Origin of the sequence: Halorussus salilacus (assembly GCF_024138125.1) — an archaeon.
Taxonomy (GTDB): Archaea; Halobacteriota; Halobacteria; order Halobacteriales; family Haladaptataceae; genus Halorussus; species Halorussus salilacus.
Window position 1 is genome coordinate 1,108,655 of record NZ_CP099993.1, and the last position, 25,224, is coordinate 1,133,878.

22 protein-coding genes, 1 tRNA gene and 3 pseudogenes are annotated in these 25,224 nt (G+C 69.4%); 10 read left to right on the forward strand and 16 right to left on the reverse strand.

Translation table 11 applies throughout. From position 1 onward, the window contains the following. Positions 1-59 precede the first annotated feature (59 nt). The 7 genes from NGM10_RS05670 (at position 60) to NGM10_RS05700 (ending at position 9,674) form a co-directional block, all read left to right on the forward strand. Positions 60-2,003, forward strand: a complete 1,944-nt coding sequence (locus NGM10_RS05670) for a hypothetical protein (protein ID WP_253482792.1) — start codon at positions 60-62, stop codon at positions 2,001-2,003. A 242-nt stretch (positions 2,004-2,245) separates the two neighbouring features. Continuing rightward, positions 2,246-3,022: a hypothetical protein gene (locus tag NGM10_RS05675; RefSeq protein WP_253482795.1), complete on the forward strand. Its 777-nt coding sequence runs from the start codon at positions 2,246-2,248 to the stop codon at positions 3,020-3,022. Between the two features lie 49 nt (positions 3,023-3,071). Next, positions 3,072-3,941, forward strand: coding sequence for a Mov34/MPN/PAD-1 family protein (locus NGM10_RS05680; RefSeq protein ID WP_253482798.1), 870 nt, complete (start codon positions 3,072-3,074; stop codon positions 3,939-3,941). After that, positions 3,931-4,473: a hypothetical protein gene (locus tag NGM10_RS05685; RefSeq protein ID WP_253482801.1), complete on the forward strand. Its 543-nt coding sequence runs from the start codon at positions 3,931-3,933 to the stop codon at positions 4,471-4,473. Before NGM10_RS05680 ends, NGM10_RS05685 begins: the two co-directional genes overlap by 11 nt. Before the next feature lie 313 nt (positions 4,474-4,786). Then, positions 4,787-7,717 (forward strand): PKD domain-containing protein, encoded by a 2,931-nt coding sequence (locus NGM10_RS05690; protein ID WP_253482803.1) that lies wholly within the window; start codon positions 4,787-4,789, stop codon positions 7,715-7,717. 1 nt (position 7,718) lies between these two features. Next, positions 7,719-8,639, forward strand: coding sequence for a hypothetical protein (locus NGM10_RS05695; RefSeq protein ID WP_253482804.1), 921 nt, complete (start codon positions 7,719-7,721; stop codon positions 8,637-8,639). 87 nt (positions 8,640-8,726) lie between these two features. Further along, the gene (locus NGM10_RS05700) at positions 8,727-9,674 is read left to right on the forward strand and encodes a metallophosphoesterase family protein (RefSeq protein ID WP_253482806.1); all 948 of its coding nucleotides are present in this window, start codon (positions 8,727-8,729) and stop codon (positions 9,672-9,674) included. Positions 9,675-9,759: 85 nt separating this feature from the next. On the opposite strand, the gene NGM10_RS05705 is transcribed toward NGM10_RS05700, so the two are convergent. From NGM10_RS05705 to NGM10_RS05770, 14 genes and pseudogenes are all read right to left on the reverse strand, one after another. Continuing rightward, complete coding sequence (locus NGM10_RS05705; RefSeq protein WP_253482808.1) at positions 9,760-10,305, reverse strand: DUF8054 family protein; 546 nt, start codon at positions 10,303-10,305, stop codon at positions 9,760-9,762. After that, a complete protein-coding gene (locus NGM10_RS05710) occupies positions 10,302-11,093 on the reverse strand; it encodes a nucleotide-binding protein (RefSeq protein ID WP_253482810.1) in 792 nt (263 codons plus the stop codon). Before NGM10_RS05710 ends, NGM10_RS05705 begins: the two co-directional genes overlap by 4 nt. A gap of 46 nt (positions 11,094-11,139) precedes the next feature. Continuing rightward, a pseudogene (locus tag NGM10_RS05715) lies at positions 11,140-12,641 on the reverse strand (cobyric acid synthase). Between the two features lie 15 nt (positions 12,642-12,656). Beyond that, the gene (locus NGM10_RS05720) at positions 12,657-13,256 is read right to left on the reverse strand and encodes a cob(I)yrinic acid a,c-diamide adenosyltransferase (RefSeq protein ID WP_253482812.1); all 600 of its coding nucleotides are present in this window, start codon (positions 13,254-13,256) and stop codon (positions 12,657-12,659) included. Then, positions 13,253-14,017, reverse strand: a complete 765-nt coding sequence (locus tag NGM10_RS05725; RefSeq protein ID WP_253482813.1) for an adenosylcobinamide amidohydrolase — start codon at positions 14,015-14,017, stop codon at positions 13,253-13,255. Before NGM10_RS05725 ends, NGM10_RS05720 begins: the two co-directional genes overlap by 4 nt. After that, a complete protein-coding gene (gene cobD / locus NGM10_RS05730) occupies positions 14,010-15,029 on the reverse strand; it encodes a threonine-phosphate decarboxylase CobD (RefSeq protein WP_253482816.1) in 1,020 nt (339 codons plus the stop codon). The genes NGM10_RS05725 and cobD overlap by 8 nt, the downstream gene beginning before the upstream one ends. Further along, positions 15,016-16,029 carry a nicotinate-nucleotide--dimethylbenzimidazole phosphoribosyltransferase gene (locus NGM10_RS05735; RefSeq protein ID WP_253482818.1) on the reverse strand — a complete coding sequence of 338 codons (1,014 nt, stop codon included), beginning with the start codon at positions 16,027-16,029 and terminating at the stop codon, positions 15,016-15,018. The genes cobD and NGM10_RS05735 overlap by 14 nt, the downstream gene beginning before the upstream one ends. Then, positions 16,026-16,628, reverse strand: a complete 603-nt coding sequence (locus NGM10_RS05740; RefSeq protein ID WP_368408648.1) for an NTP transferase domain-containing protein — start codon at positions 16,626-16,628, stop codon at positions 16,026-16,028. Before NGM10_RS05740 ends, NGM10_RS05735 begins: the two co-directional genes overlap by 4 nt. After that, positions 16,613-17,346 (reverse strand): annotated as a pseudogene (gene cobS, locus NGM10_RS05745) (adenosylcobinamide-GDP ribazoletransferase). The gene NGM10_RS05740 and the pseudogene cobS overlap by 16 nt, the downstream one beginning before the upstream one ends. Then, positions 17,337-18,346, reverse strand: a pseudogene (cbiB, locus tag NGM10_RS05750) (adenosylcobinamide-phosphate synthase CbiB). Before cbiB ends, cobS begins: the two co-directional pseudogenes overlap by 10 nt. A gap of 17 nt (positions 18,347-18,363) precedes the next feature. Then, positions 18,364-18,987: an HAD family hydrolase gene (locus tag NGM10_RS05755; RefSeq protein WP_253482820.1), complete on the reverse strand. Its 624-nt coding sequence runs from the start codon at positions 18,985-18,987 to the stop codon at positions 18,364-18,366. Between the two features lie 39 nt (positions 18,988-19,026). Continuing rightward, positions 19,027-19,578, reverse strand: coding sequence for a plastocyanin/azurin family copper-binding protein (locus NGM10_RS05760; protein WP_253482822.1), 552 nt, complete (start codon positions 19,576-19,578; stop codon positions 19,027-19,029). 40 nt (positions 19,579-19,618) lie between these two features. Next, the gene (locus NGM10_RS05765; protein ID WP_253482824.1) at positions 19,619-20,821 is read right to left on the reverse strand and encodes a M24 family metallopeptidase; all 1,203 of its coding nucleotides are present in this window, start codon (positions 20,819-20,821) and stop codon (positions 19,619-19,621) included. Between the two features lie 145 nt (positions 20,822-20,966). After that, positions 20,967-21,302 carry a hypothetical protein gene (locus tag NGM10_RS05770; RefSeq protein ID WP_253482826.1) on the reverse strand — a complete coding sequence of 112 codons (336 nt, stop codon included), beginning with the start codon at positions 21,300-21,302 and terminating at the stop codon, positions 20,967-20,969. 88 nt (positions 21,303-21,390) lie between these two features. Here NGM10_RS05770 and NGM10_RS05775 point away from each other — a divergent pair, with 88 nt between their 5' ends. After that, positions 21,391-21,924 carry a redoxin domain-containing protein gene (locus NGM10_RS05775; RefSeq protein WP_253482828.1) on the forward strand — a complete coding sequence of 178 codons (534 nt, stop codon included), beginning with the start codon at positions 21,391-21,393 and terminating at the stop codon, positions 21,922-21,924. A gap of 144 nt (positions 21,925-22,068) precedes the next feature. After that, positions 22,069-23,115: a DNA-methyltransferase gene (locus tag NGM10_RS05780; protein ID WP_253482831.1), complete on the forward strand. Its 1,047-nt coding sequence runs from the start codon at positions 22,069-22,071 to the stop codon at positions 23,113-23,115. A gap of 116 nt (positions 23,116-23,231) precedes the next feature. Here NGM10_RS05780 and NGM10_RS05785 read toward each other — a convergent pair whose 3' ends face one another. After that, on the reverse strand, positions 23,232-24,068 hold the full coding sequence (locus NGM10_RS05785; RefSeq protein WP_253482833.1) for a hypothetical protein: 837 nt from the start codon (positions 24,066-24,068) through the stop codon (positions 23,232-23,234). Positions 24,069-24,356: 288 nt separating this feature from the next. Then, positions 24,357-24,430 (reverse strand) — tRNA-Tyr (locus NGM10_RS05790). Between the two features lie 174 nt (positions 24,431-24,604). Here NGM10_RS05790 and NGM10_RS05795 point away from each other — a divergent pair. Further along, complete coding sequence (locus NGM10_RS05795; protein ID WP_253482836.1) at positions 24,605-25,198, forward strand: double zinc ribbon domain-containing protein; 594 nt, start codon at positions 24,605-24,607, stop codon at positions 25,196-25,198. The last annotated feature ends 26 nt before the right edge of the window (positions 25,199-25,224 follow it).

Below are 25,224 nucleotides of genomic sequence, written 5' to 3' on the forward strand. Positions count from 1 at the left end.
AGGGAACGGCAGTACGAATTCGACAAGACTCATATGTCCCCCATCCTCATAAGCCCCCAATGACACGTCTACTCGAATTACTATCGGTACTGGTAATTCTCGTCGGGGCGGTCGCGTTCGTCCCGGCCCCGGCGAGCGCCCACTGCGAGGAGATAGGGGTCGACCACTCGTTCAAGGACGGAAGCGAGGGCCGAGCTGGCGCCAAGACCATCGACAGCGGCGACTTCGTCGGTCTCGAATCGAACACCGGTTCGGGCCGGTGGTTCAAGCTGTACGTCGAGGAGCCGGGGAGCGCGATAGTGCCGACCGACTGGTGCATAGAGACCGACGAGGACTACACGTTCTCGCTGTACCGCGAGACCGGGGACGACGCCGAGGAGATCGGCGAGTGGGGATGGGACGAGTTCAGCGAGGAGTACACTCCCCAGAGCTATCCGACGCTGAACGAGTCGGGGTGGTACTACATCCACATCGACTTCTACGAGTCGTTCACCAACGAGGAGAACCACGTCCAGTTCGAGGTCCAAGAGTCGAGTTCCGAGAAGTTCGCCGTGACCGAGTTCGAGCAGTACCCCTCGACCCTGGCGGCTGGCGAGAACGTCACGACGCGGCTCCGGGTCGAGAACACGAACGCTGGCCTCGACTACGACCGGGAGAAGGCGGGCGACTTCGTCGACGAGGCGAACGTGACGCTCCGGGTCGGCTCGCGGGTCGTCGGTAGCAAGGCGGTGTCGCTCGCGGAGGACGAGTCGACCGACGTGGAGTTCACGTACGGCCTGTCGACCGAGGACGAGGGCCAGACGACGCTCACGGCGGAGGTCGTCCCGAACTGGGCCGAGTCGGGAACGACCGAGACGCGGCAGGTCGAGGTGGAGGTCAACGACCTCGACGACGACGGCCTCATCGACAGCCGCGAGGAGGAACTCGGGACCGACCCGCGGAACGCGGACACCGACGGCGACGGCCTCGACGACGGCGAGGAGGTCGAGAAAGGGACCGACCCGACCGAGGCCGACACCGACGACGACGGCCTCGACGACGGTGCGGAAATCGAGGAAGGGACCGACCCCCTCGTGGCGGACTCCGACGACGACGGCGTCGAGGACGGGACCGAGGTGGAGCTCGGTTCGGACCCGCTCGAAGCCGACACCGACGACGACGGGCTCGACGATGCGACGGAAGTCGAGGAGGGGACCGACCCCACGAAGGTCGACACCGACGACGACGGGCTGAACGACTCCGAGGAACTGTCGTTCGGTAGCGACCCCACGAAGGCCGATACCGACGACGACGGGCTCCCGGACGGGAAGGAGTACGAACTCGGCACCGACCCGACCGACCCGGACACCGACGACGACGGGCGCGAGGACGGCGCGGAGGTCGAGAAGGGCCTCGACCCCCTGGAGAACGAGTCGCGCGAGACCGAAGCCAGCGCCAGCGACGACAGCGACGACAGCGACGCGGTCGAAGAGGAGTCGCTCAACGTCGAAAGCGACCGCGTCAACCTCCTGCTACGCGGCGAGAAGACCATCGTCGGCCCGGACGAGCGCGCGATTCTCTCGTTCAGCGGGTCGAACCTCATCTCCAACGACGACGTGATGCACGTCCAGTTGATCATCGAGACGCCCAGCGGCGTCTCGGTCGAGGGGACCGGATTCGCCGACAGCGGGAGCGGCCAGTACGTGCGGACGATAGACCTCGACCCGGGCGGTACGAAGGGGATGGAGATCGAACTGTCAGCCAACGAACCGGGCCGGTTCGGCATCACGGGCCACGCCGTCTACTACCTCGGCGAGGACAAGGAGAACGCGACCAGCAGGTCGGTCACTATCCCGTTGCAGGTCCTCACCGAAGAACAGGCGAGCGACGGGGACGACGGTGACGACGGGAACGGTAGCGTCGTCAACTCCGGCGAGATACCGGGCTTCGGCGTCTTGGCGGCAGTCCTCGCGCTCGCGGCCGCCCTGGGACTCCTCGCGCGGAATCGAACGTACGGACGTTGAGACGTTCCGGTAACGGAAATTAATCCGACACGTATCCGCTCGGCGTCTCGGGCGGTCGGCGAACGAGTCGGTCGCCGCCGGTTCACCGGCCTCGGAAGGTTCGGGCGGTTCGAGGCCGCTACGACCGTTTCGTTCGTTTCGATCCGAGGTCGAATCCCGGTCGTTTTCTCGTAACACTATACGAATAACTTTACTCGTAAAATATATATGGGTAGCGTATAATTACCGAATGTGGAGAAAAGATGACTGACACGAACTTCCGCTCGGCGCTCGTCGTCGGCATGGTGTTTCTGCTCGCGTTGGGAACGGGAATCGCTGCGCCCGCGTCGGCGCAGTTGGACGGACCGTACTCCCAGGACTCCGCGAACTCGACGCAGACCACCACCGACACGGGCGACGAGTCGAGCGACGAGGCGACGTGCGATCCCGGCTCTGACGAACCGAACATGGAGCAGGCGCGGCTGTACGCGCCCGAGAAGACCATCGACGAGGGGTCGCCCGGTGAGGTCGCGGGCGGCTTCCAGGTCGACCCGACCGCCGAGTGTCCCGCCGTGGTCCACATCACGATGAGCGTCCCGAGCGGGATGACCATCGAGGGTGCGTCCGACATCTTCTCCAGCGGCGCGGGAATGGTCACCGCGACGTTCGAGGTCCCGCCGCAGGGCGGCGTCAAGGACATCGCCGCGTCGGTGTTCAGCACGAACACCGGCGACCGCACGGTGACCGCCGACATCACCTACTGGCCCAAGGGCCACGAGGACATGAGCAAGGAGATCGACGGCATGTCGTTCACGTTCGACGTGGTCGAGCCGGTCGAAGCCGGGGACGTCGAAGAGACCAACGGGTCGAACCAGACGACCGACGAGGCTGGCGGCGACGGCGGCGACACGGAAGACAACGGCCTCCCCGTCTCGACCAACGTGATGGTCATCCTCGGACTGATGAGCGTCCTCGCGCTCGCGGTGCTGGCGATGACGCGGATGAGCCCGCGGGACATCAATATCGGGGTCAAGAAGTAACCACCCGCGGCGCTCGCGCGCCGCCGGGCAACGAGGTGAACTCAAAGCTATGTTCGACCGATTTTTCGGCGGAAGCGACGACTCCGAGGAGTCAGATAGTGCGCAGAACGAACAGCAGGGCATCGAGGTTCACACGAACGCGGGCGCGTGGGGAACCGACGTGAACGTCACGACCGGCGACCCGTCGGGGATACTCGACGACGACTCGTGGTTCGAGACCCACACCTTCGAGGTGGATTTCGACGACGAATCGAGCACGAGCGCGGGACCGTCGCGTTCGACCGCCACCCCGCCGACCGGAACCGGCAGGACGGTCCGGCCCGAGACCCCGCCGGAGGACTCGCCGCTCGACCCCTCGGCCCCGCGCGGGACGTTCTCGTTCCCGGCCTCGAAGCCGTTCATGCAGGCGCTGGAGACCCGCGGGAAGAACGGGGCTCACGAGCGGGTCGAGACTGTCTACGTGCTGACCGGCCAGTCGTACACGACCCCGACCGAACTGTTCGGACTCGACGACCCCGAGTACTACGCGTCGGCGACCAGACGTAGCGTGACGACCAAAGAGGGGAAGATCGCCCGACGCGTCGCCGCCTCGTATCCCGCCGGGGAGACCCCGAACGTGGTCGCGCGGTTCCACACCCATCCCGGCGGGTCGACGGTGCCGAGCGACACCGACGTTCAGAGCGCCGAGAAGATAGAGCGGTGCTACGAGCAGGCGTTCGGGACGGACGACTTCGAGTTCTTCCACGGGATACACGCCTACGTCGACCAGTCGGGGACGCCGTCGGTCGAGGACCGCCACGACCCGACCGCGCTGAACGGCGGGGTGTCGTGGCGGGGCGAGCAGTACCGCCACGAACTCGCGCTGTTCGGGCCGCGGTTCAGGAACTCGCGGAGCGTGGTGATCGCCGATGGGTCGTGACCCGTCGGCCGTGCTGGCGGAACTCGACGACGACCTCCGGGAGGCGCTCGCGTCGCTCGCCGAGAACGACCCGGCGCTGTTGCGCGAGACGCTGGTCGACCTCGGGTACCTCGACGCCGACGACGGCCAAGAGATCGTCGAGAACCGCGAGGCCGTCGAGCTCACACCCGCCCAGTCCCGGCTTTCGGAGCTCCTCTCGTCGATGGGCAACCCCCGGAGCACCACCGACATCATCGACCTGCTCGGCGAGCAACACGCCGAGTTCTTCGACACGTACAAGTCGGCGCGACACCGGTCGTGGATGTCGAACCAGCTGAACGCGCTGGTCAACGCCGGGGAACTCGGTCGGTACCGGGACGGCCGGAGCGTGTTGTACACCCCCGATATCACCGGCGCGGTCCGGTACTGGGGACTCAAGAACGACTACTTCGTCGAGGACCTGACGACGAGACACGTCGGTCGGATCGCCTCCGACACCGGGATGCCCCGGTGGGTCGTCCAGCGCGCCATCGCCCGGTTGTCCGAGGACTGACCGCCGAGAGCCAGCCATCCCGTCCCGAACCTCCAAAAATATAGTATTCCTGTCCTATCCGGAATCGGGCTTCATCCGACAGAGAACCCGTCGCTCGGCAATCAACGGGTTTATCAGTATCTGATATGTCCGTAGGAATATGACAGTCGGGGGTCTGGGTCACGGACGGTCGGTCTCCCCGTCCGGGAGTCAGACGCCTAGCGGCCGGAGTTCCGCGACCGACGCCGTCCGGCGTCGGTCGCGGAACTCCGGCCGCTCGACCTCGAACGCCACGCGAACCGCACATCCGAATCACGCATGAGGAAACACGACGATGACCGGACGTAGTCTTCGAACGGGCTTCACCGCGATGATCGCGCTCCTGCTCGTGACGACGCCCGTCGCGGGTGTGGCGTCGGTCAGCGATGCGGGAGGGATGTCCGAGGCTCGACAGTCCCTCGACCGAACCCCCGCCGCGACCGACGGGGACGCCGCGTCGCGACCGGAGACGGGCGCTCGCATCCTGAACACTCAGCAGGAAACGGGCGCTCGCATCCTGAACACTCAGCACGCCACGGGGTCGTTCGAGGAGGGAGAGGAGGTCACGACGGAGGTGGAGGTCGAGAACACCGGCTACAGCACGCACACGTTCTTCGTCGGGTACGGCGTCAAGGGGCCCGACGGCGAGCGGTACAACAACGACGAGGAGACCGGCAAGACGGTGACTCTCGAACCGGACGAGCGCGAGTGGGTCACGGTCAGCTGGCGCGTCGAGGACGACGCACCGACCGGGACCTACGACTCGGAGGTGGCGGTCTGGAAGGAGAGCGACCGGGACGACCTCAACACGCGACTCGCCGGTAGCCTCCTGTCGGACGCCTTCGAGGTGGTCGAGCCGCCGAACCAGCCGCCGTCGGCCGACATCCAGTGCACCGACTCCGAGGTCGAGGTCGGGGAGGACATCACCTGCGCGGCCGACCGCTCGACCGACGACGACGGGACCATCACGTCCTACGAGTGGGACTTCGGCGGTCGCGCGTCCGAAAGCGGGGAGGTCGCGTCCCACAGCTTCAGCGAGAGCGGGGACTACACGGTCGAAGTGACGGTGACCGACGACGAGGGCGCGACCGACACCGCGTGGATGACGATTCACGTCGAAGACGTCGAGGAACCGCCGTCGGCCGATATCAGCTGTACGCCCACCGAGGCGACGACCGACGACACCGTCGAGTGTTCGGCCGCCGATTCCACCGACCCCGACGGCACGCTCGACTCGTTCGAGTGGGACTTCGGCGACGGCCACTCCGACGACGGCGAGTGGACCGCCCACCGGTTCGACGACCCCGGTTCGTACACCGTCGAACTCGAGGTCACCGACGACGACGGCCTGAGCGACACCGCCACCGAGACGGTCGACATCGAGGAAGTCAACGAACCGCCGTCGGCCGACATCAGCTGTACGCCCACCGAGGCGACCACCGACGACACCGTCGAGTGTTCGGCCGCCGATTCCACCGACCCCGACGGCACGCTCGACTCGTTCGAGTGGGACTTCGGCGACGGCCACTCCGGCGACGGCGAGTGGACCACCCACCGGTTCGACGACCCCGGTTCGTACACCGTCGAACTCGAGGTCACCGACGACGACGGCCTGACCGACACCGTCACCGAGACGGTCGACGTCGAGGAAGTCAACGAACCGCCGTCGGCCGACATCAGCTGTACGCCCACCGAGGCGACCACCGACGACACCGTCGAGTGTTCGGCTGCCGGGTCCATCGACGAGGACGGCACCCTCTCAGCGTTCGACTGGCAACTGGGCGACGGGACCACCGACGACGGCGAGTACGTGACCCACACGTTCGAGGAGTCCGGAACGTACACCGTCGAACTCGCCGTCACCGACGACGACGGCATGACCGACACCGTCACCGAGACGGTCGACGTCGAGGAGGTCGAGGAGCCGCCGACCGCCGCCGTCAGTTGCACCCCCTCGGAGGTGACGGTCGGCGAGTCAGTCGAGTGCTCGGCCGCGGACGCGACCGACCCGGACGGTCGCATCGAGACGTTCGACTGGGCCTTCGAGGACGGCTCCTCGGGGTACGGCGAGCGGGTCGACCACACGTTCGACGAGCCGGGGACCTACACCGTCGAACTCGCCGTCATCGACGACGACGGGCTGAGCGCCAGCGCGACCGAGGAGGTCACGGTGATCGAGGACAACGAGGGGCCGACGGCCGACATCTCCTACTCCCCGTCGGACCTCGAACGCGGCGACACGGTCCGACTCGACGCGAGCGATTCCACCGACCCCGACGGCGAGGTCGACGGGTACGAGTGGCGGCTCGGCGACGACGTGAAGTACGGCGAGACCGTCGAGTACGCCCTCGACGACACCGGCAGCCACACCGTCGAACTCGTCGTGACCGACGACGACGGCGCGACCGACACCGCGACCCAGTCGCTGTCGGTCCAGCGTCGGCCGACGGCCGCCTTCGACGTCTCGCCCGAGCAACCCAACTCCGGACACGGCGTCTCGTTCGAGGCCGAGCAGGACTCGCGGATCGAGCGCTACGAGTGGGACTTCGACGGCGACGGCGAGTACGAGGCCACCGGCCGGAAGGCGACCCACCGGTTCGACTCGTCCGGGAAGTCCCCGGTGGAGCTCCACGTCGTCGGCAAGGACGGCATCGAGAACACCGCGACCGAGATCGTCACCGTCCAGCAGAACGCCTACTTCCAGTTGACCGCCGACCGCGCGACGGTCGAGGGGGACTCGGGGACGACCGTGGTGCAGTTCAGCGCGTCGAACCACGTCAACGACGAGCGCCTCCAAGTCAAACTCGAACTCGACCTGCCAGACGAGAGCGTCTCGATAGAGAGCGTGGCGGGCGAGTCGCCCGCGAGCAGGAAATCCACCGGCTTCTTCGATGTCGGTCCCGGCGAGGACAAGAGCTTTCGCGTCCGCCTGCAGGTCAACGAACCCGGCACGTACGACGTCGGCGGCAGGGCGGTCTACTACTACGGCGACCAGGAGGACCGCCGGGACCGCGACGTCGGCCCCATCACCGTCGGTACGGAGGCCGATGGGGCGGACGCCGAAGCGCAGGACGAGGACGAAAACGAGGACGAAGACGAGGGAGACAGGGATTCCTCCGAGACCCGGACCGACGACGTGACCACCGACGACGTGCCAGGGTTCGGTCCCATCGTCACCGCCGCCGGGGTGATCCTCGCGGTCTGGATCGGAAGAAGGCGGCGCTGAGATGCTCGATTCACCGCTATCGGTCTCGCTCCCGCCCGAGGAACTCTCGGTCGCCCGACGAGTCCCCGGGGGCGTCGAACTCAAGTTCAGTTGGCGACACCGCGACCTCCTCGTCGGCGAGCGCGACCTCGACGCCCTCCTCGACGACGCGGGCGTGGACGCCGAGCGGATCGCGACCGTCCACCTCCCGCCCGGGACCGAGACCCGCGGCGGGAACGTCGGGATGGCGCTCACACGCGCCAACCGCGGAGCAATCGCAACGTTCGTCCACTCGCAGTTATCGTGTCTCCCGGCGGCCGACCTGGTCGCCCACCCGCCCAAGCGGGCGGGCTACGGCGAGTCGATACCCGTCCTCGCGAGCCTGCTCGATATCACCGACAGGACCATCGCGGTCGAGAACACCTCGGCCGAGTCGGCGTGGTACGCGCCCGAGGACCTCGGGTTCGTCGCGGTCCTCGCCGAGCGGTACGAGCCGCTCTCGGACCTCCGGCTCACGGTCGACAGCGCCCATCTCCCGCGCGACGGCCGACCCGGGGTGACCCCCGAGCGCGTCGACGCGATTCGTGAGCGACTCGGTCCGGACGTGCCCGCGGTCGCGCTCGACTTCGAGCGGGAACTCCGCGACCGCCTGCCGGACGAGTGGGACCCGAGCGTGGTCGAGAGCCCGTACTTCCCCCTGCTCGCGAGCGTCCACCTAGCCGGGCAGGCCGTCCGGTCGGTCCACCTGAACGACCCTCGGGACGACGGCGTGCCCCGGCTCGACCCCCACGCCGACGACCCGGCGCTCGACCGGGCGCTGGCGGCGCTCGCCGACCGGGGTGCAGACGTCGTGGTCGAACCCGACGCCGGACTGCGCGAGCAACCCGAGGAGCTCCGAGCGCGCGTGACCGCCCTCCGTGACCGGATGGCGGCCGTTCGGTGACCGTCGCTCGGCCCCTCGGCGACGCCGAGACCTACCGAAACCCCGATACGTTTAAATCGCTCGCGCGAGCACCACGACGGGACCGCCATGCGACTCCTGTTGCTCCACGACCTCCACTTGGGTCCGAGCGGGGACCCGCCGTCGTACGCCCGGCCCGCCATCAACGAGGCCAAGTTCGACGCCATCGTCACCGCGGGTGACGTCATCGACGAGAACCGCGACCACGCCAAGTCGGCCGCGGCTGGCGAGCGCTACGAGGGACTCGGCCGGGCGTTCTACGAGTTCCTCCACGAGGAGTACGACCTCCCGATACTCGCGGTGCCCGGCAACCACGACCCGCTCGGGTGCGCCGAGCGCCTGACCGAGGGGCTCGACCGCGCGGTCGTCGCCCACGACCGGGTCGTCGACGAGCGGGCGTTCCCGGGCGTCGACGCCGACTTCGACGGCTTCGCCTTCGCCGCCTGGGGCTGTGAGGGGTTCGACCAGGGGCCCGAGGTCCGGTACACCGAGTTCCCGGCGACCGACCCGCTCGCGGACGCGACCAGCGACACCATCGACCACGTCGCGGCCGAGCGCGCAGACGCCGTCGAGTCGGCCGCCGAGCGGTTCCTGACCGGCGACCTCGACGCTGGCGGGGTCGCCGACGAACTCGGCGTCTCGGCGAACCGACGCCGCGAGCTGTTCGACCAGCTGGACGAACTCGAAGCGACCTATCGGTCGCTGTGCTCGCTGTTGACCGAGACGGACCGGCGGACCCTCCTTTTCAGCCACGTCTCGCCGTTCAAGGTCTCGTTCGACCACCACCACTCCGAGCGCGGTCCCGAGGGGCGCGTCCACCGCGGCTCGGTCGCGCTGAAGGTCGCGATCCGCCGGAACGGCCCCCACGCGGTGTTCAGCGGCCACACCCACGAGTACGGCATCGACACGGTGGCGACCGAACGGGGCGACCGCTACGCGTTCAACGCGGGCGCGCCGGGCGTGGCCGTCGTCGAGGTCGAGGACGACCCCCGGGCGCTACACGTCGAGACGGCGTAAACGGCCCCGAGTGGGACGATGTGAGTCGGATCGGGGCGACGTGAGTCGAATCGGGTCGGACCCACTCGCCGGTCCGACGTGTTCGTCACTCCAGTTCGTCGCCCAGTCCCCACTGCTCGGCCCGGTCTCTGGCCTCCTCGCGGGCGCGGTCCCGGATGGCTTCGATCTTCGCCTCGTCGTCGAGGAACGCCTCGACCGCGTCGAGCGAGGAGTCGCCGCCCGCCCCGGCCTCGCGGCGCTCGGCCGGGGCGGCTTCGCGCGTCCGGTCGGCCAGTTCCGGGTCGCCAGCGAGGCGGTCGGCGGGCAGTCCCGGCGACACCTCGAACGCGGGGGCCTCGTACGTCGCGAGCGCCTCCTCGGGAATTGCGCGGAGTTCGACGCTGTACGGTCCGGGGACCGCGAGATCGGCGAGCGCGTCGGTCCCGCCCCGTCCCGTGCCGGTGTGGTGGACCCACGTCGGCACGCCCTCGGCGAACCCGATCACGCCCGCGCCGTCGGCGTCGAGCAGGAGGGCGTCCCGAGGTTCGAGGACGGCGTAGCCCGTGAGTTCGCGGTCGAGCGCGTCGGCGAGCGCGACGCTGGGATTGCTATCGACCCGCGAGCGGACGAGGGTCCCCGGCGGCAGGTTCATGGCGAGTCGGGGAGGACCGCGCTGCGGAAGCGCTCGGCCACGTCGTCCGATTCGCCCGCCCGCACGTCGAGGGTCGCGGCCGCTTCGCGGTAGGCGCGGGCGGCGTCGCTGTCGGGGGCGTGCGCGAGCAGGGGAACGCCCGCCCGGCGGGCCTCCCGGGCGGTGTCGCTGTCGGGGACCGTCGTCAGCGTCGGCCCGTCGAAGTAGCGCTCGGCCCGCTCGGTGACCCCCTCCGCGGCGTCGGGGTCGTGGACCTTGTTGAACACGACGCCCGCGGTGTCGGTGGCGTACGAGTGGGCGTACTCCTGGACCTTCAGGCCGTCGCTGAGCGCGGGAATCGTCGGCTGGACCACGACCACCACGCGGTCGGCCAGCACGACGGGCAGGACCGCGCTCTTGGACCCGAGCGCGGCGGGCGAGTCGAGCAGGAGGACGTCGGCGTCGGCCGCGAGTTCGGCGACCACCTCGCGCAGGCGGTCGGGGTCGGCCGCCTCGAAGGCGTCGAGGCTGGTGCCGCAGGGCACGATCCGCATGCCGAACCGCTCGTAGACGGCGTCCTCGACTGCCACGTCGCTCGCGGGGTCGTCCCCGCCGCTGGCGACCAGCAGGTCGTGGAGGGTCGCGTCGGCGTCGGTCAGTCCGGTGTGAAAGAGGAGGTTCGCCATCCCCGTGTCGGCGTCCACGATGGTCACGTCGTACTCGTCGGCCAGCGCCATCCCGAGCGCGACCGTGGTCGTGGTCTTTCCGGTCCCGCCCTTCCCGCTCGCCACCGCGAACGCCTCGACCATTGGGTCGGAGTTGGGCGCGATGTGTTAAAAACCCACGCTTCCGAAATTAATCCGCTCGGGAGGGGAGTCCGACGCCGAGCGGCCCGAAATCGATGTGCTCGTCGAGCAGGTCGGCCGCGGCGTCGTAGGGGTCCCGGGCGTCCGAGGCGGCCGCCGGGCGCTCGCGCCCGGCGGCCGCGAAGGCGCGCTCGACGAACGCCTCGCGGGCGACCTCGTTCTCGAAGAGGCCGTGGAGGTAGGTCCCGAGGGCGCGGTCGGTCGCGGCCCCGAGCCGTCGAACGGCCGGGCGACCGGCGCGGTCGGGGTCGTCTCGCCCATGTGGATCTCGTAGCCCGAGACCGGGCCGCTCGCGCCCGCGAGCGGCCCGGTCCCGGTCAGGCGGCGCTCGACGCGCTCGACGCGCTTGTCGGGCGAGAAGCGGGTCTCGACCGGGAGCAGGCCGAACCCCGCGACCGTTTCGCGGTCGCCGGTCCCCTCGACTCCGGCGTTCGTGATTCGCTCGCCGAGCATCTGGTAGCCCCCGCAGAGGCCGACCACTGGACCGTCGAAGCCCGCGAGTTCGTCGCCGAACCCCGCCTCGCGAAGCGCGAGCAGGTCGTCCACCGTGTTCTTGGTCCCCGGGAGGACGAGCGCGTCGGCGTCGGCGTAGTCGGCGTCGAGGGGCCTGTAGGACACCCGGACGCCGGGTTCGCGCGCCAGCGGTTCGAGGTCGGTGAAGTTCGAGATGCGGGGCAGACGCGGGACCGCGACGGTGACGGCCTCCGAGTCGGGGACGCCGTCCTCCCCGCCGCGGACCGCCGATTCGCCCTCGGTCGGGAGCGAGACGCTGTCCTCCGCGGGGAGTCCGGGGTCGTCGTGGGGGAGGACGCCGAGGACCGGGACCCCCGTGCGGGCTTCGAGTTCGTCGAGGCCCGGCGCGAGCACGTCACGGTCGCCCCGGAACTTGTTTATGACGACGCCAGCGACCTTCTCGCGGAGGTCCTCGGGCATGAGTTCGAGCGTGCCGTAGACGCTGGCGAAGACGCCGCCGCGCTCGATGTCGGCGACCAGCACAATTTCGGCGTCCGAAAACCGGGCGGTCTCGACGTTGGCGAGGTCGCGGTCGAGCAGATTGAGCTCCGCGACCGACCCCGCGCCCTCGGCGACCACGACCTCGTGGTCGGCCGCGAGCCGTTCGAACGACTCGACCGCGGCCTCGCGGGCGGTCTCCCAGTGGTCGTCGTAGTAGCTTCCCGCCGAGAAGTGACCGACCGCCTCGCCGCCCACGACCAGCTGGCTCTCGCCGTCGCCGCGGGGCTTGAGGAGGACCGGGTTGTGGTCGGTCGTCGCGGGGACTCGGGCGGCCCGCGCCTGAACGTACTGCGAGACGCCGATCTCGCCCCAGTCGCCCCCGGGGTCCACGACCGCCCGGGCGTTGTTGCTCATGTTCTGGGCCTTGAAGGGCGCGACCGACACCCCTCGGCGGGCGAGCAGGCGACACAGGCCCGCGACCACCGTGCTCTTGCCGACGTGGCTCGCGGTCCCGGCGACCAGAATCGTGCGGGTCATGGTGTTCGAATCGTCTCAGTACTCGGTGCCCTTCCGCGCGCCCTGCCCGGCCTCGATGGGGTGGACCTCCTTGCGAACGTTGGTCACGAGGTCGGCGCGGTCGGTGACGTACTCGGGTCGGTCGTGGCCCCCGGTCAACACGAGTTCGAGGTCGTCGGGCTTCGACTCGACGAGGTCGACCACGTCCTCGGGGTCGACGAGGCCGCGGTTCGCGGCGTACAGCACCTCGTCGAGGACGAGCATGTCGTACCCCTCGTCGAACGCCTCGCGGGCGCGGGCCAGCGCCGCCCGCGCCTTCGCGGCGTGGTCGTCGTCGTCGCTCCCGTCCGAGAAACCGTGCCAGCCGTACTCGCCGGTCCGCTCGTAGGTGAACGTCGGGAGCGCCTCGATTGCGGCGTACTCGCCCCGGGCATCCTCGACGGTGCCCGCGCCGCCCTTCATGAACTGGAGGAGGTGGACCCGGTAGCCGTGGCCCGCCGCCCGGAAGCCCATCCCGAGCGCCGCGGTGGTCTTGCCCTTGCCGTCGCCCCACCAGACCTGCACGAGGCCGAACTCCTCGGGGGTCGCGGGTCGGATGTCGGTGCCGCTGTCGTCCGATTTCGTATCGTGAGTCATGGTTTAAACACCTCTGCGCGCCGCGCCGTGACGACGCCGTGTTCCGCGTCGGCGACCGACGCCGGAATCTCCGTGTCGGTCGTCTCGTACCGCGATTCGAGGCTGGCCGAAACCGCCTCGCGGACGCAGGCCCGCGCGGCCGCCCCGACCGCTGTCGCGCTCCCGGTGAACGCCGCCCGCTCGCCCGCCGGGTCGCAGGCCGCGACCACCGCGTCGGTGGTGGTGCCGGGAAAGCCGGTCTCTGCGAGCAGGGTCGCGGTCTTGGCCTCGACCGCGACCGCGAGCAGGTTCGCCAGCGCGCCGTCCGCGAGGTCGCGGTCGGTCCCGACGAGGACGTTGACCGTCCCGACCGGCGAGTCGGGCGAATCGCTCGAATCGACCGGACCGGGCGAGCGCGGCGATTCGGACGAATCGCCGCGCTCGCCGTCGAGACCTGACCCCTCCCCCTCGGGGTCCATCGGGAGCGCGGCCGGGTTCGAGACGCCCGCGGTCGCCACCGCCTCGACCGACCCCGAGCGCGCCCCGCGGGCGTGGCGGAGGTCGACCCCCGTCAGGAGCGTCGGGCCGGATTCGGAGAATCCGGCCCGCTCGCGGCGCTCGGCGAGGTAGGCGTCGAGGTCGGTCCGGTCGAACCCCGTCGGCACCGAGACGTTGTACGCCGCGTCTCCGCGGGACGGGCCGCCACGCCACCCCGAGGAGAGCCACCGCGCGCCCGCCCGGCGCAGTCGGAGAACGCCCTCCCGGACCTCGATATCAAACATCGGCCACCGCCTCCAGCGCCGCCAGCAGTCGGTCGTTGTCGTCCGGGTCGCGGACCGCGACCCGGACGTGCGAGTCCAGCCCCCGGAAGGTGGTCGCGTCCCGAATCGCGACGCCGCGCTCGCGGGCGGCCGCCACGAGGAATCGGGGGTCGCGCTCGCCGGTGTCGAGCAGGAGGAACGGGGCCTCCGAGGGGTGGACGCCGAAGCGCTCGGCGAGTCGCTCGGCCATCCGGGCGCGCTCGCGGGCGACGCGTTCGCGGGTCTCGGCGACGAACTCCCGGTCCCCGAGACAGTGCGCCCCGACCCGCGCCGCCGGGGTTCCGAGGTTCCACGTCCGGCGGGCGGTGGCGAGGTCGTCGCCGACCTCGCCGGTCGCGACCGCGAACCCGGCGCGCAGTCCCGGCAGGCCAAACAGTTTGGTGAGCGAGCGCGCGACGACGACGCCTGCCTCGCCCGCGAGCGAGGGGTAGTCGGTGAACCCGAGGAACGCCTCGTCGGCGACCAGCAGGCAGTCGGCGTCCCGGCATCGCGTTGCGAACTCCCGGAGCGCGTCGGGGTCGTATGCGTCGCCGGTCGGATTGTTGGGGTTGCAGACGACCGCGGCCGCGTGGTCCGCGGGGTCGGCGTCCAGCAGTTCGTCGTGGGGGACGAACTCCGGGGTCCCGCCCTGCAGGCGGATTTCGCGGGCGTACTCGCCGAAGCTCGGGTAGGGGACGAGGACGGAGTCGCCCGGTTCGAGGGTCGCGGCGAACGCGAGTCGGAGCGCCGCGAGGCCGCCGGGGGTCGGGACGACCGAATCGGGGTCGCAGTCGACGAAGGCGGCCGCCGCATTCCGGAAGTCGGGGTAGCGGTCGTCCGGGTACGACCGCGCGGATTCGAGCGCGTCGGCGTACACGTTCTCGACGCCCTCGGGCGTCCGGGGGTTGGTGTTCGCGCTGAAGTCGAGCAGGTCGGGGTCGTCGCTCCCGCCGTGGGGGACCCGGCCCTCGGCCCGGACGCTACCGGGGTCCATCCGCCACCTCCCGGGCGTCGAGCAGGTCGTCGTACGTCTCCCGAATCTCCTCGCGGACGCGGGCCATCCCGATTTCCTCGCGCTCGGCGAGCGCTAACGCCCCGCCCATCCCGACGCCCTCCTTGGCCTCGCCCTCGGCGTACCGGCGCATGGCGACGTGGTCGGACTCCCCGAACCCGGGGTCGGTGACCGTGAGGTCGAGGTCGAAGTCGGCGGCCGCTCCGCGCAGGTCCACGGCAGGGTCCTCTGCGACGAAGGAGGTCGTGGCGAGCGAGAGGGGTTCGTCCCGGTCGGCGTGGCGGGCGAGCGCGGCCACCGCGACCAGCTGGGTGCCGCCCGCGAGCGTGACCGCGGTGTCGGATTCGAGCGCCCCGACGACGAACCCCGCGGCGCTCGCCAGCACGGGGTCGCCCGCCCGCCGGACCGCGCGCCGGGGGTCGCCCGCCGCGTCGCCGGGGTCGAGGCCGCTGGCCGCGAGCGCGTCGGCGACCACCTCGCGCTTGCGCTCGACGGGGTTGTCCGGGAGCGACGACGAGACGCCCCGTTCCTCGCCGAGCGCGGTCAGGACGCCGAGCGCGGTGGTCGTCCCGCCGGGAATCGTCTCGGCCACGAAGACCTCGTCGTCGGGGAGGTCGCGTCCGAACTCGCGGGCGGCCGCGAACGCGCCCGGCGCGGTCGGCACGGGGTCGGCGCGCCGCACGTCCCCGCCGGGTCGCGCGCCCACGGTGACGGTGGGCGCGGCGGTCGGTTCGGCGAGTCCGGCGTCCACGACAGTGGTCTCGAAGCCCGCGCGCTCCCGGACCGCCCGGGTGACGACCGCGGGGGTCGGACACCCCGATGGGCTGACCGGCACCACGGGGGCGCGGACCGGGCGGCCGTATTCGAGTATCTCGGCGTCGGCGCTCGGCGTGTGGGCCATGACGTCGGGGTCGGCCCCCGCCGCGCTCAGGCCCGGAATCTCGGCGGTCCGGGTCGTCCCGGCGAACACCACGAGCCTCACAGCAGGGCCTCCGCGAGGTCGGCGTCCGACTGGCGGTTCACGTTGACTGCGAATCGTGCGTCGTAGGTCGTGTGCATGGTGTCTTCCTCGGTCTCGGCGACGACGTTGATTCCGGCGGGCGCGAGCTCGCGGCCGTCGTCGCGTTCGAAGGTGGTGTCAGTGCTCGCGCCCAGCGCGCGCTTGAGGTCGGCGGGCACGCAGACGGTCAGCGAGCGACCGTCGAAGGCGTCCAGCACCGCGTTCACGGCGTCGGCCTCCAGCAGAGGCAGGTCGGCCGCGACCGTGAGGACCGGCGGGTCGACGGTTTCGAGCGCGGTCTGCAGGTCGGCGACGTAGCCCTCGCCGGGGGTCTCGACGGTGGGAAGCGAGACGCCGCCACCGGCGGCGTCTCCGACCCGCGGGCGCGTCTCGGGCGAGACGCGCCCGCGGGTCTCGGGCGCGCGGGGCGAGACCGCGGCGTAGGTCGTCTCGACCCGACTCCCCGCGAGCGCGTCGGCCACGCGCTCGACCATCGGCGTCCCCCCGACCTCGAACAGGGGTTTCTCGGTCTCGGCGTCGAGGCGGGTCCCGCGGCCGCCGCACATCAGGAGAGCGTCCACGCGACCACCCCCGCGTGGAGGCCCGCGAGGCGGGCGAGTTCGTTCGTCGCGCCGAAGGCGTCGCCGCTGACCCCGCCGAGTTCGGCGTCGAACCACCGCAGGACCGCGAGCGCGACCGCGGGTCCGGCGAGCAGGGCGGCCCCCGCGGGCACTCCCAGACCGAGCGCGGGCGCGGCGACCCCGGCGGGCGCGGCCAGCGCGGCCGGGTCGTTGTCGGTGAACGCCGACCCCAGCCCCTCGTGGGCGGGCGTCCCGAGGCAGGCCAGCGCGGCCATCCCGAACTTCGCGCCGACCTCGGCGGCGACGACCACGGCGACCGCCCGAATCGGGGGAGGCGCGCGAGCGCCAGCGCGGCGAGCGCGAGACCGACGAGGACGAGGCCGAGCGCGAGCACCGCGCCGACGCCGACCTCGGTGTCCTTGAGCACCGCCCGGCGGTCGTCGGCGTCGCCGTGGACGACCGCGGCGTCGCCGAGGTCGGCGACGCCGTCGGCGTGGTTGACGCCGGTGAGCGCGTAGACGGCGAGCAGGTAGCCGAACGCCGCGGTCGGCGCGGGCACCGGCGCGAGCAGGGGGAGGGCGGCGACCGCGCCGACGACCCACCCGACCGCGGGAAAGGCCGCGGGGGTCGCGCGGAAGGCGTCCCACGCCCGCTCGTCGTGACCGGTCGGCAGGCGGGTGAGGAAGCCGAGCGCGCCCCGCACGGCGGTCAGGACCACGCGACCACCCCCGGACCCGCCCACGCCGCGACCCCCGCGCCGACGCCCGCGAGGAGGTACGCGAGCGCGCCCGCGAGGCCGACGATTCGGACCCCCTCGCGCGAGGTCGCGACCGAGGGGAGCGCGGCGTCGGGGTTGAGGACGTAGACGCCCGGCTTTTCGAGGCGGGCGTCCAGAACCGCCGCGAGGGTCGCCATCGGCCACCCGGAGTTGGGCGAGGGCGGCTCGGCGGCCCACTCGCTGGCGGCCCGGAGCGCCGCCAGCGGGCCACGAAATCGGGTCGTCAAGTCGCGAGGGGCCGCGCTCGCGTCGCGCGACGCGAGCGCGGCCGCCGGTGCGGCCACGGCCACGAGTCCCGCGCTCGCACGCGCGGGAATCCACATAACTACGTCGTCGAGTCGCGCGCTGGCCCCGCCGTGGGGCTTGTGGGGTAGCCCAGCATCGAGTCGAGGGTGTTGACCGCCTTCACCCACGCGGCCGCCCCCGCCGCGAGCGGGAGCGAGGCGGGCGCGAGCGCGGCGAACGCCAGCAGGGGCGCGACCAGTCCGTCGGCGAGGTTCTCGGCGGCGCTCTCGACCGCGGCGCTCCGGACCTCGCCAGCCGAGAGGTCGGCGGCGTCCCGGCCCGCCAGCCACCGCAGTCGCTCGCGGGCGGCCGGGAGGTCGCTCGCGGTCAGCCCGACCACCTCGGCGGCCGCCCCGACGAGTCGCCGGAGGCTGGTGGTGACGAACAGCGCGAGTCCGGCGAGGGCGACCCCCGCCCACGGCGAGAGCCGATTCGCGCCCGCGACGAGGAGCGCGACCGCCGCGGCCGCGAGGAGGGGGAGCGCGAGCGCGACCCCCCAACCGACGAATCGGGGCCGGGACCACTCGCGGTCGAAGCGGCCGACCAGCGAGCCGAACCACGCGACCGGGTGAAGTCGGGTAGGGGGTTCCGCGAGAGCGGCGTCGAGGACGAGCGCGACTGCGACCGCGACGGCCGGGGTCGCCCCCGCCCCGATGGCCGCCCCGTCGGGACTCACCGCCGACCCTCCAGCCAGTCGGGGAACGCACCGAGGGGCGTCTCCGAGACGAGGACCGCCGTCCCTCCGGCGTCCTCGATTCCGGCGTCGGTCAGGGAGTCGTCGCCGACGTGGACCAGTTCGGAGACCGGGACGCCGAGCCGGTCGGCGCAGGTCTCGAACGCCCGCGAGTCGGGCTTTCGCCACCCGGAGGCGACGCTCGTCACTATCGCGTCGAAGGTCTCGCGGTCGAGGTCCGAGCGAATCAGCGCCTTGCGGGCGAGCTGGGGCACCGCGCAGTTCGAGAGGACCGCGACGGGCTCGCGCTCGCTGGCGGCCGCGACCGCCTCGACCGCGCCGTCTCGGGTCCGGACCTCGGGGTCGAACGCCGCGACGACCGCCCGGCGCGCGGCGTTTCCGGGCGCGTCGACGCCCCTGCTCGCGAGGGCGGCGCTGACGTGGGCCGGGAGCGGGACCTCCGCACCGTCGGGCGCGTCGATGTGCCGCTCGCGGTAGGCCCGGTCCCAGTCGTCGGGGACCGGCACGCTCCGGGCGTCGAGTTCGGCGGCGACGGCGCTCGCGGGGTCGGCAGGCCGGTCGGCGTCCACGAGGGTCCCGAAGAGGTCGAACGATACTGCCACTACGTCGTGATTAGTGCAATCGGACTTGAATCAGTCGGACTACGCCAGCCCGGACTCGACCTTCTCGTTGAGCGATTCGAGTTCGTCGGCGGTCCCGCCCGAGAAGTCCTCGCCCGGCGGCCGGAGACCGGGCTGGTCGTCGGGGTCTGGGTCGGGGTCGCCGACCACCACGGTGCCGACCATCGCCAGCGTCTCGTGGGGCGTGCAGTAGTAGTCGTAGACCCCCGGCTCCTCGAAGGTGTGCTCGAAGGTGGCGTCCCGGTCCACGAGGACACTGCTGTCCCACGGCTCGGCGTCCTCGGGGATGCGGAGCGTGCGGTCGTTGTCGGGGTGGTAGGCGGTCGCGGAGTGGTTGCCCGACTCGTTGACCCACGTCACCGTGCCGCCGACCTCGACGCGGACGATCTTCGGGTCGAAGACGTTTCGGCCGCCCATCCCGACCTCGACCTCGGGTTCGGCGGACGGAAGCGAGAAGTCGGCCTCGGCGTCCGGGTCGTCGTTCTCGGACAGCACTCCGCCACAGCCTGCGAGCGCCGCGACGCTCGCGGCGCTCGCCACCCCGAGGAACCGCCGTCGCGTTCGACGAGACATGGTTCCCGGTCGTCACGACGCGAGTATCGTTCTTTCGTTCTCACTCGACCTCGATTGTATTCGAGTCGAGGTCCCGCGGGAAGTGAGTCAGCATCTCGGTCCCCTCGTCGGTAATCGCCACGGTGTCGGAGTGGCGGTAGCCGTACTCGTCGGTGTAGATGCCGGGTTCGATGGTGTAGATGTGGCCGGGTTCCATCTCGGCGTCGCCGGGGTCCCGTCCCTCCCGGGCCTCGCAGTGGTCGGTCCACCCGCGGTCGATGTACGGCGGTTCGTGGGCACCCAGCCCGATGTTGTGGCCGACGTGGTGGCGCGCGAGGTCGGTCACGCCCTGCTCCTCGAAGTAGTTCCACACCTTCTCGTCCACGCGCGCGAGCGGGACCCCCGGCCCGAGCGCGTCGATGGCGATGGTCTGGGCCTCCAGCATGAGTTCGAAGTAGTGGGCCTGCTCGTCGTCGGGGTCGCCGAGGAACGCGGTCCGCTCCAGTTCCGAGCGATAGCCGTCGACGTTCGCGCTCGCGCCCGTGACCACCACGTCGCCCTCCCGCAGGCGGCGGTTGGCGGTGTGGCCGTGGGGCAGGGCGGTCTGCTCGCCCGTGATGAACCCCGCCATCGCGGGGCCGTCGCCGCGCGTGCGCGGGACGTACTCCTCGCCCAGCGCGTCGAGCATCGCGCGGGAGGCCTCTATCGACGCGCGCTGGCTCACGGTCGCGGGGTGGGCCCCGACCTCGGTGTGGTCGTAGAGGTAGCGGTGGGCGAGGTTGCCCCACCGCGCGGATTCGCGGACCAGTTCGACCTCGGCGTCGGACTTCGCCCACCGCATCCGACTCACCCAGTCCTGGGACTCAACGTCGACGAACTCCGAGAGCGTCGGCCCCTCGTAGCCCATCACGCCGGGCGCGCCGTCGGCGTCGGCCGCGACCGACTCCGCGCCGAGTCCGGACAGCATCCCCGCGGCGGTCTCGACCGGCTTGCCGCCGGGGTAGTCGAAGTAGTGGTGGACCGCGTCGATGCGGGGATTGGCCTCGACGCGCTCGACTTCGAGCCGGGGGACCGTGACCTCGACGCGGTCGTCGGTCACCGCGAGGACGACCGGCCGCTCGGTCTGGATGTGGTCGAAGCCGGTGAGGTACTCGATGCTGGTCGCGCCGAACCAGACGCCCGCGTCGACGCGGGCGTCTTCGATGCGCTCGCGGACCGCCGCGAGCCGGTCGGCGAACTCCGAGTCGGGAACGCGCGTTGTCATTGCGGATACGGATGGAATCCCGACAGTTAAACGTTGACCTGCGGGCAAGCCGGTCGGGCGAGCGAGGCCCGGCGGAGGCACAGGCGAAAACGAGGACAGGCCCGGCGGAGGCACAGGCGAAAACGAGGACAGGCCCGGCGGAGCGTCAGGGGAGGCTCAGCCCGACCCGGAGCGCGAGCGCGTACACCGCGATACCGACCCGGAAGAACAGGCCGAACGCGACCGCGAACACTGCACTCAGGCCGACCGCGGTCGCCGCGACCGCGAGGAGTTCGGGTCCGGCCCGCGAGGCCTCGACCGCGACCACCGCCAGCGCCAGCAACGCGGCGACGCCGCCCGCGACGTACGGGCCGAGCGAGAACCCGATTCCGAGTCGCGGATCGAGGAACTCCGCGGTCGGGCCGAGGTCCCGCGAGAGGCCGCCGTAGAACCCGACCAGCGCGACGACGACCAGCGCGTCGGCGAGGAGTCCCGAAACCATGGGCGCGACCTACATGTCGGGTCGGTAAAAAACGGTCGGAAGAACGTCTGACGAACCTTTAAACCGACGCCGGGAGATATCCGGAACGATGGGTGCTGTCCGCGATGTGGAGGTCGGTTCGACGGCCCCGGCGTTCACCGCGCCGCTGGTGACGCCCGACGGCGAGGTTTCGGAGGTGTCGCTGTCGTCGCTGTGCGAGGAGACCGCGGTACTGCTGGTGTTCCAGCCGACCGACTTCGACCTCGACACCTTCGCCGAGCGCGCGGCGCTGGGCGAGTACGACTGGTTCACGGCCGACGACCGACTTCGGGTGGTCGGCGTCAACCGGGCGCGGCCGGTCACCAACCGGGAGTTCGCCGACTACCTCGACGTGACCTACCCGTTCTGCTCTGACCGCGACCTCTCGATAGCGAAGGCCTACGGCGTGACCTACCGCGCGCTCGGAGTCGCGCCGCGAGCGCGCCGGGCCTGCTTCTTCGTCGACCGCGACCGGGTCGTCCGATACCAGTGGGTCGGCGACCGGACGACCTGCGGCCGCGCGCGACCGCAGGCCCGGGACCTCTACGAGGCGGTCGTCGACGCGCTGGGCCGCCCCGAACCCGAGACGTTCGGGATGGCCTGAACGCTCGCGAGGACGCCAACGGTGACGCGAGCGCGGAGCGACGCGAGTAGTGGCAGTTATCCGAACCAGCCAGCATCACGGAACCGCCGCCGAGGCGACCGGCCATCCAAAGTATCATTAAACTAGAAGCAGGAGATGGACGTGATGGAAACCGAGCACCGCGTCGTCGCGGGCGACTCGCGGCGGCTCGAACGGGTCGAGGACGACTCGGTCGAACTCGTGGTCACGTCGCCCCCGTATCCGATGATCGAGATGTGGGACGACCTCTTCGCCGAACTCGACCCCGCGGTCGGCGACCGCCTCGACGACGGCGACGGCCGGGCGGCGTTCGAGCTGATGCACGAGGCGCTCGGGGAGGTCTGGGACGAGGTCGAACGCGTCCTCGTCGAGGGCGGCATCGCGGCCGTCAACGTCGGCGACGCCACCCGCAAGGTCGACGACAGCTTTCGAGTCTACCAGAACCACTCCCGAATCGTCGACGCGTTCGAGGACCGGGGGTTCGAGCCCCTGCCCGAACTCCTCTGGCGCAAGCCCGTCAACTCCGCGACGAAGTTCATGGGCTCGGGAATGATTCCGCCCAACGCCTACGTCACGCTCGAACACGAGTACGTCCTCGTGTTCCGCAACGGCCGCGACTCCCGGGCGTTCGAACCCGAGGCCGAACGGCGGTACAACGCCGCGTACTTCTGGGAGGAGCGAAACCGGTGGTTCTCGGACCTCTGGACCGACGTGACCGGCGAGTTCCAGTCGCTCGACCACGGCGACCTGCGCGAGCGCTCGGCGGCCTACCCCTTCGAGGTCCCCTACCGACTCGTCAACATGTACAGCGTCTACGGCGACACCGTCCTCGACCCCTTCTGGGGCACCGGCACCACCAGCCTCGCCGCGATGACCGCGGGGCGCAACTCCGTGGGCTACGAGATGGACGAGGAGTTCGTCGAGGTGTTCGACGACCGGGTCGCCGACGTTCCCCGCGTTTCCCGGGAGGTCATTGGGAAACGGCTGGACAATCACCGCGAGTTCGTCGCCGAGCGCCGCGAGGACGGCGAGAGCTTCAAGTACGATGCCGAGAACTACGACTTCCCGGTCACGACGAAGCAGGAGAAGCCGATTCGATTCTACGAGGTGGAGAATGTCGAGGCGACGGAGGAGGGGTATCGGGCGGTTCACGAGTCGGTTGACGGGGCGTAAACGCTGTTTCTCGGGGGTGTGTGATGTCCGAGAAGATGTTCAGAGTCTACTATCTGAATAGGCATAATAAGGTGTGAGTTTGTTTTCAAACCATTAGCTCAGAGAAAAGACGTTCGTTATACTAGTAAAGTCGCATATATGAAACCAGTGATAATACTTGCTAATTCAGCCTTAGTAGATAACTCAGTTTCAAGCGGATTAAGTCCGTATCGAGAGTAGAGAAAATTAATGGGTGTTCTAAGAATAATCGCACCAAACAAAACCACTCCAGTAGCAATATTTTGACTCAATAGTAGACTCACAGTTCCCCATAATCCAATAAAGAATGCCACTACCAAACCCATTGATATGTAATATATCCATTTTGAGGCAATGGTCGTATTATTCTCGAAATTAGCGTAACGGAGCCAATTCAAACTAGGTGGTATTTTCTCTGCTTGAGAGAGTTTGAGGGATAGTCTCCCAAATCTCTCAAATCGTTTTTGATAGCTCCTAATATCGCTATTCTGGTAGTTATTATACGAAAGTAAAGCCGTATAGAGTAGCAAATCTTTAAACACTAATTCTTGAATAGCGATGAACACAAGTAAGAACATTACTACGCTCATTCCAAGATAGAATACAGAAGGTAGCTCTAACGGTAGTGTTACAGTTATCCAGTTAGCAAGTACGGAAAATAGGTAGAGGATCGAAACATAAGTCACAGATAGGATGTAATGAGTTGTTCGGTTAAGAACAAGAACGGAATTAGCATACTGACCGAAAACCGCCATCCATCTTGTAAGTGTTACAACCAGAAGTCCAATCACAATGAGTTTCAAACCACTATATGCAAGTCCACTGCTGGGAAAGCCGAGGACTGCTGTCGCGATAAGTGCGCTAAATGCAATTTCAAAAGCTACAGACGATTCCTCATCTATCTCAAAGACCGTCGAGGGAGGAATCTCCTCCATATACCAATCAAAAGTAAAGTCGTAGTATAAATCCACACTATTAGAGACAATAATCAAAGCAATGTCGGGGGATGCTGATCTCTCGGCGCGGCTCGGTCGCTTCGCTCCCTCGCGTTGCGCCGAGAGAAATCAGTCCGCCCTCCCCGATTTGAACGTTGTGAGACGTTCCGGGCATGCGGCGCTTCGCGCCGGTCCGGGCCTGCGACTCACAGGCTCAAATCGGCTCGGAGTATGATTCTCGGCGTTCACGGCGCTCGCTCCGCTCGCGCGTTGTGAACGCCGAAGAAGTCCGCCCTCCCCGATTTGAACGGGGGACAAGTCGATCTACAGTCGACTGCTCTACCAGTCTGAGCTAAGGGCGGATGCATTTCCACGTAGGTGCCCTACCGGACTTAAGGGTTATTATTCGGTGGCCGCTCGCGGGTGAACCGCACGACCGGACCGCGATGCCCGAGTCGCGCCCGCCGCGTCACCCGCACGTCAGACGCTCGGGAAGATTCAAGTACCGAGGGGTACGACTCTGAAACGAACGGCAGATGAGCAAGATAACCTTCCGCGCCGACGAGGACCTCATCGAGCGCATCGAGGCGCTCGACGCCTCCAAGAGCGAGGTCATGCGCGACGCCCTCCGGGCGTACCTCGACCGTGAGGCCGAGTCGGCGTCGGAGTCCTCCGACGCCGACGAGAGCCTCGACGCCGCGCTCGCCGAGCGCGTGGACGAACTCGTCGCCGAGCGACTCGCCGCGCGGGAGGCGGCGCGGCCGCGCACCCGTGAGGCGCGCGCGGCCCGCGCAGATCGCGCGCAGGACGTAAACGTCACCGTCACGCTCGAAACCGACGCGCCGGTCCGTGCGAGCGACGCCGACGCGGAGCCGCGGCGCGCAGACGACCGTCAGCGGTCGTCGAACGCGCGCAGGTCGGACGGCCACGGCGAGCGCAACGACGCCGAGAGCGCGTGCGGTCAGTGCGGTGAGTCGCTGTCCGACGACCACGTATACTGTCCCAACTGCGGGGAGAAGACCGCCCGTCGGGTGTTCTGCGAGTGCGGCGACGAAGTGCGCTCCGACTGGGGGTTCTGCCCGAGCTGTGGCAGGCGAACCCCCGCGGCCGACGTGCTGGACCGCTCGTAAGACAGTGTATTACTACGGCCGTTAGC

Bases quoted from the DNA above. Each gene is read 5' to 3' on its own strand.
- NGM10_RS05710 (WP_253482810.1), bottom strand. From the start codon at position 11,093: ATGGTCGAGGCGTTCGCGGTGGCGAGCGGGAAGGGCGGGACCGGAAAG.
- NGM10_RS05685 (WP_253482801.1), top strand. From the start codon at position 3,931: ATGGGTCGTGACCCGTCGGCCGTGCTGGCGGAACTCGACGACGACCTC.
- NGM10_RS05765 (WP_253482824.1), bottom strand. From the start codon at position 20,821: ATGACAACGCGCGTTCCCGACTCGGAGTTCGCCGACCGGCTCGCGGCG.
- NGM10_RS05780 (WP_253482831.1), top strand. From the start codon at position 22,069: ATGGAAACCGAGCACCGCGTCGTCGCGGGCGACTCGCGGCGGCTCGAA.
- NGM10_RS05705 (WP_253482808.1), bottom strand. From the start codon at position 10,305: ATGAACCTGCCGCCGGGGACCCTCGTCCGCTCGCGGGTCGATAGCAAT.
- NGM10_RS05680 (WP_253482798.1), top strand. From the start codon at position 3,072: ATGTTCGACCGATTTTTCGGCGGAAGCGACGACTCCGAGGAGTCAGAT.
- NGM10_RS05770 (WP_253482826.1), bottom strand. From the start codon at position 21,302: ATGGTTTCGGGACTCCTCGCCGACGCGCTGGTCGTCGTCGCGCTGGTC.
- NGM10_RS05675 (WP_253482795.1), top strand. From the start codon at position 2,246: ATGACTGACACGAACTTCCGCTCGGCGCTCGTCGTCGGCATGGTGTTT.
- NGM10_RS05720 (WP_253482812.1), bottom strand. From the start codon at position 13,256: ATGACTCACGATACGAAATCGGACGACAGCGGCACCGACATCCGACCC.
- NGM10_RS05785 (WP_253482833.1), bottom strand. From the start codon at position 24,068: ATGGAGGAGATTCCTCCCTCGACGGTCTTTGAGATAGATGAGGAATCG.
- NGM10_RS05775 (WP_253482828.1), top strand. From the start codon at position 21,391: ATGGGTGCTGTCCGCGATGTGGAGGTCGGTTCGACGGCCCCGGCGTTC.
- NGM10_RS05670 (WP_253482792.1), top strand. From the start codon at position 60: ATGACACGTCTACTCGAATTACTATCGGTACTGGTAATTCTCGTCGGG.
- NGM10_RS05700 (WP_253482806.1), top strand. From the start codon at position 8,727: ATGCGACTCCTGTTGCTCCACGACCTCCACTTGGGTCCGAGCGGGGAC.
- NGM10_RS05725 (WP_253482813.1), bottom strand. From the start codon at position 14,017: ATGTTTGATATCGAGGTCCGGGAGGGCGTTCTCCGACTGCGCCGGGCG.
- NGM10_RS05695 (WP_253482804.1), top strand. From the start codon at position 7,719: ATGCTCGATTCACCGCTATCGGTCTCGCTCCCGCCCGAGGAACTCTCG.
- NGM10_RS05795 (WP_253482836.1), top strand. From the start codon at position 24,605: ATGAGCAAGATAACCTTCCGCGCCGACGAGGACCTCATCGAGCGCATC.
- NGM10_RS05690 (WP_253482803.1), top strand. From the start codon at position 4,787: ATGACCGGACGTAGTCTTCGAACGGGCTTCACCGCGATGATCGCGCTC.
- NGM10_RS05760 (WP_253482822.1), bottom strand. From the start codon at position 19,578: ATGTCTCGTCGAACGCGACGGCGGTTCCTCGGGGTGGCGAGCGCCGCG.
- cobD (WP_253482816.1), bottom strand. From the start codon at position 15,029: ATGGACCCCGGTAGCGTCCGGGCCGAGGGCCGGGTCCCCCACGGCGGG.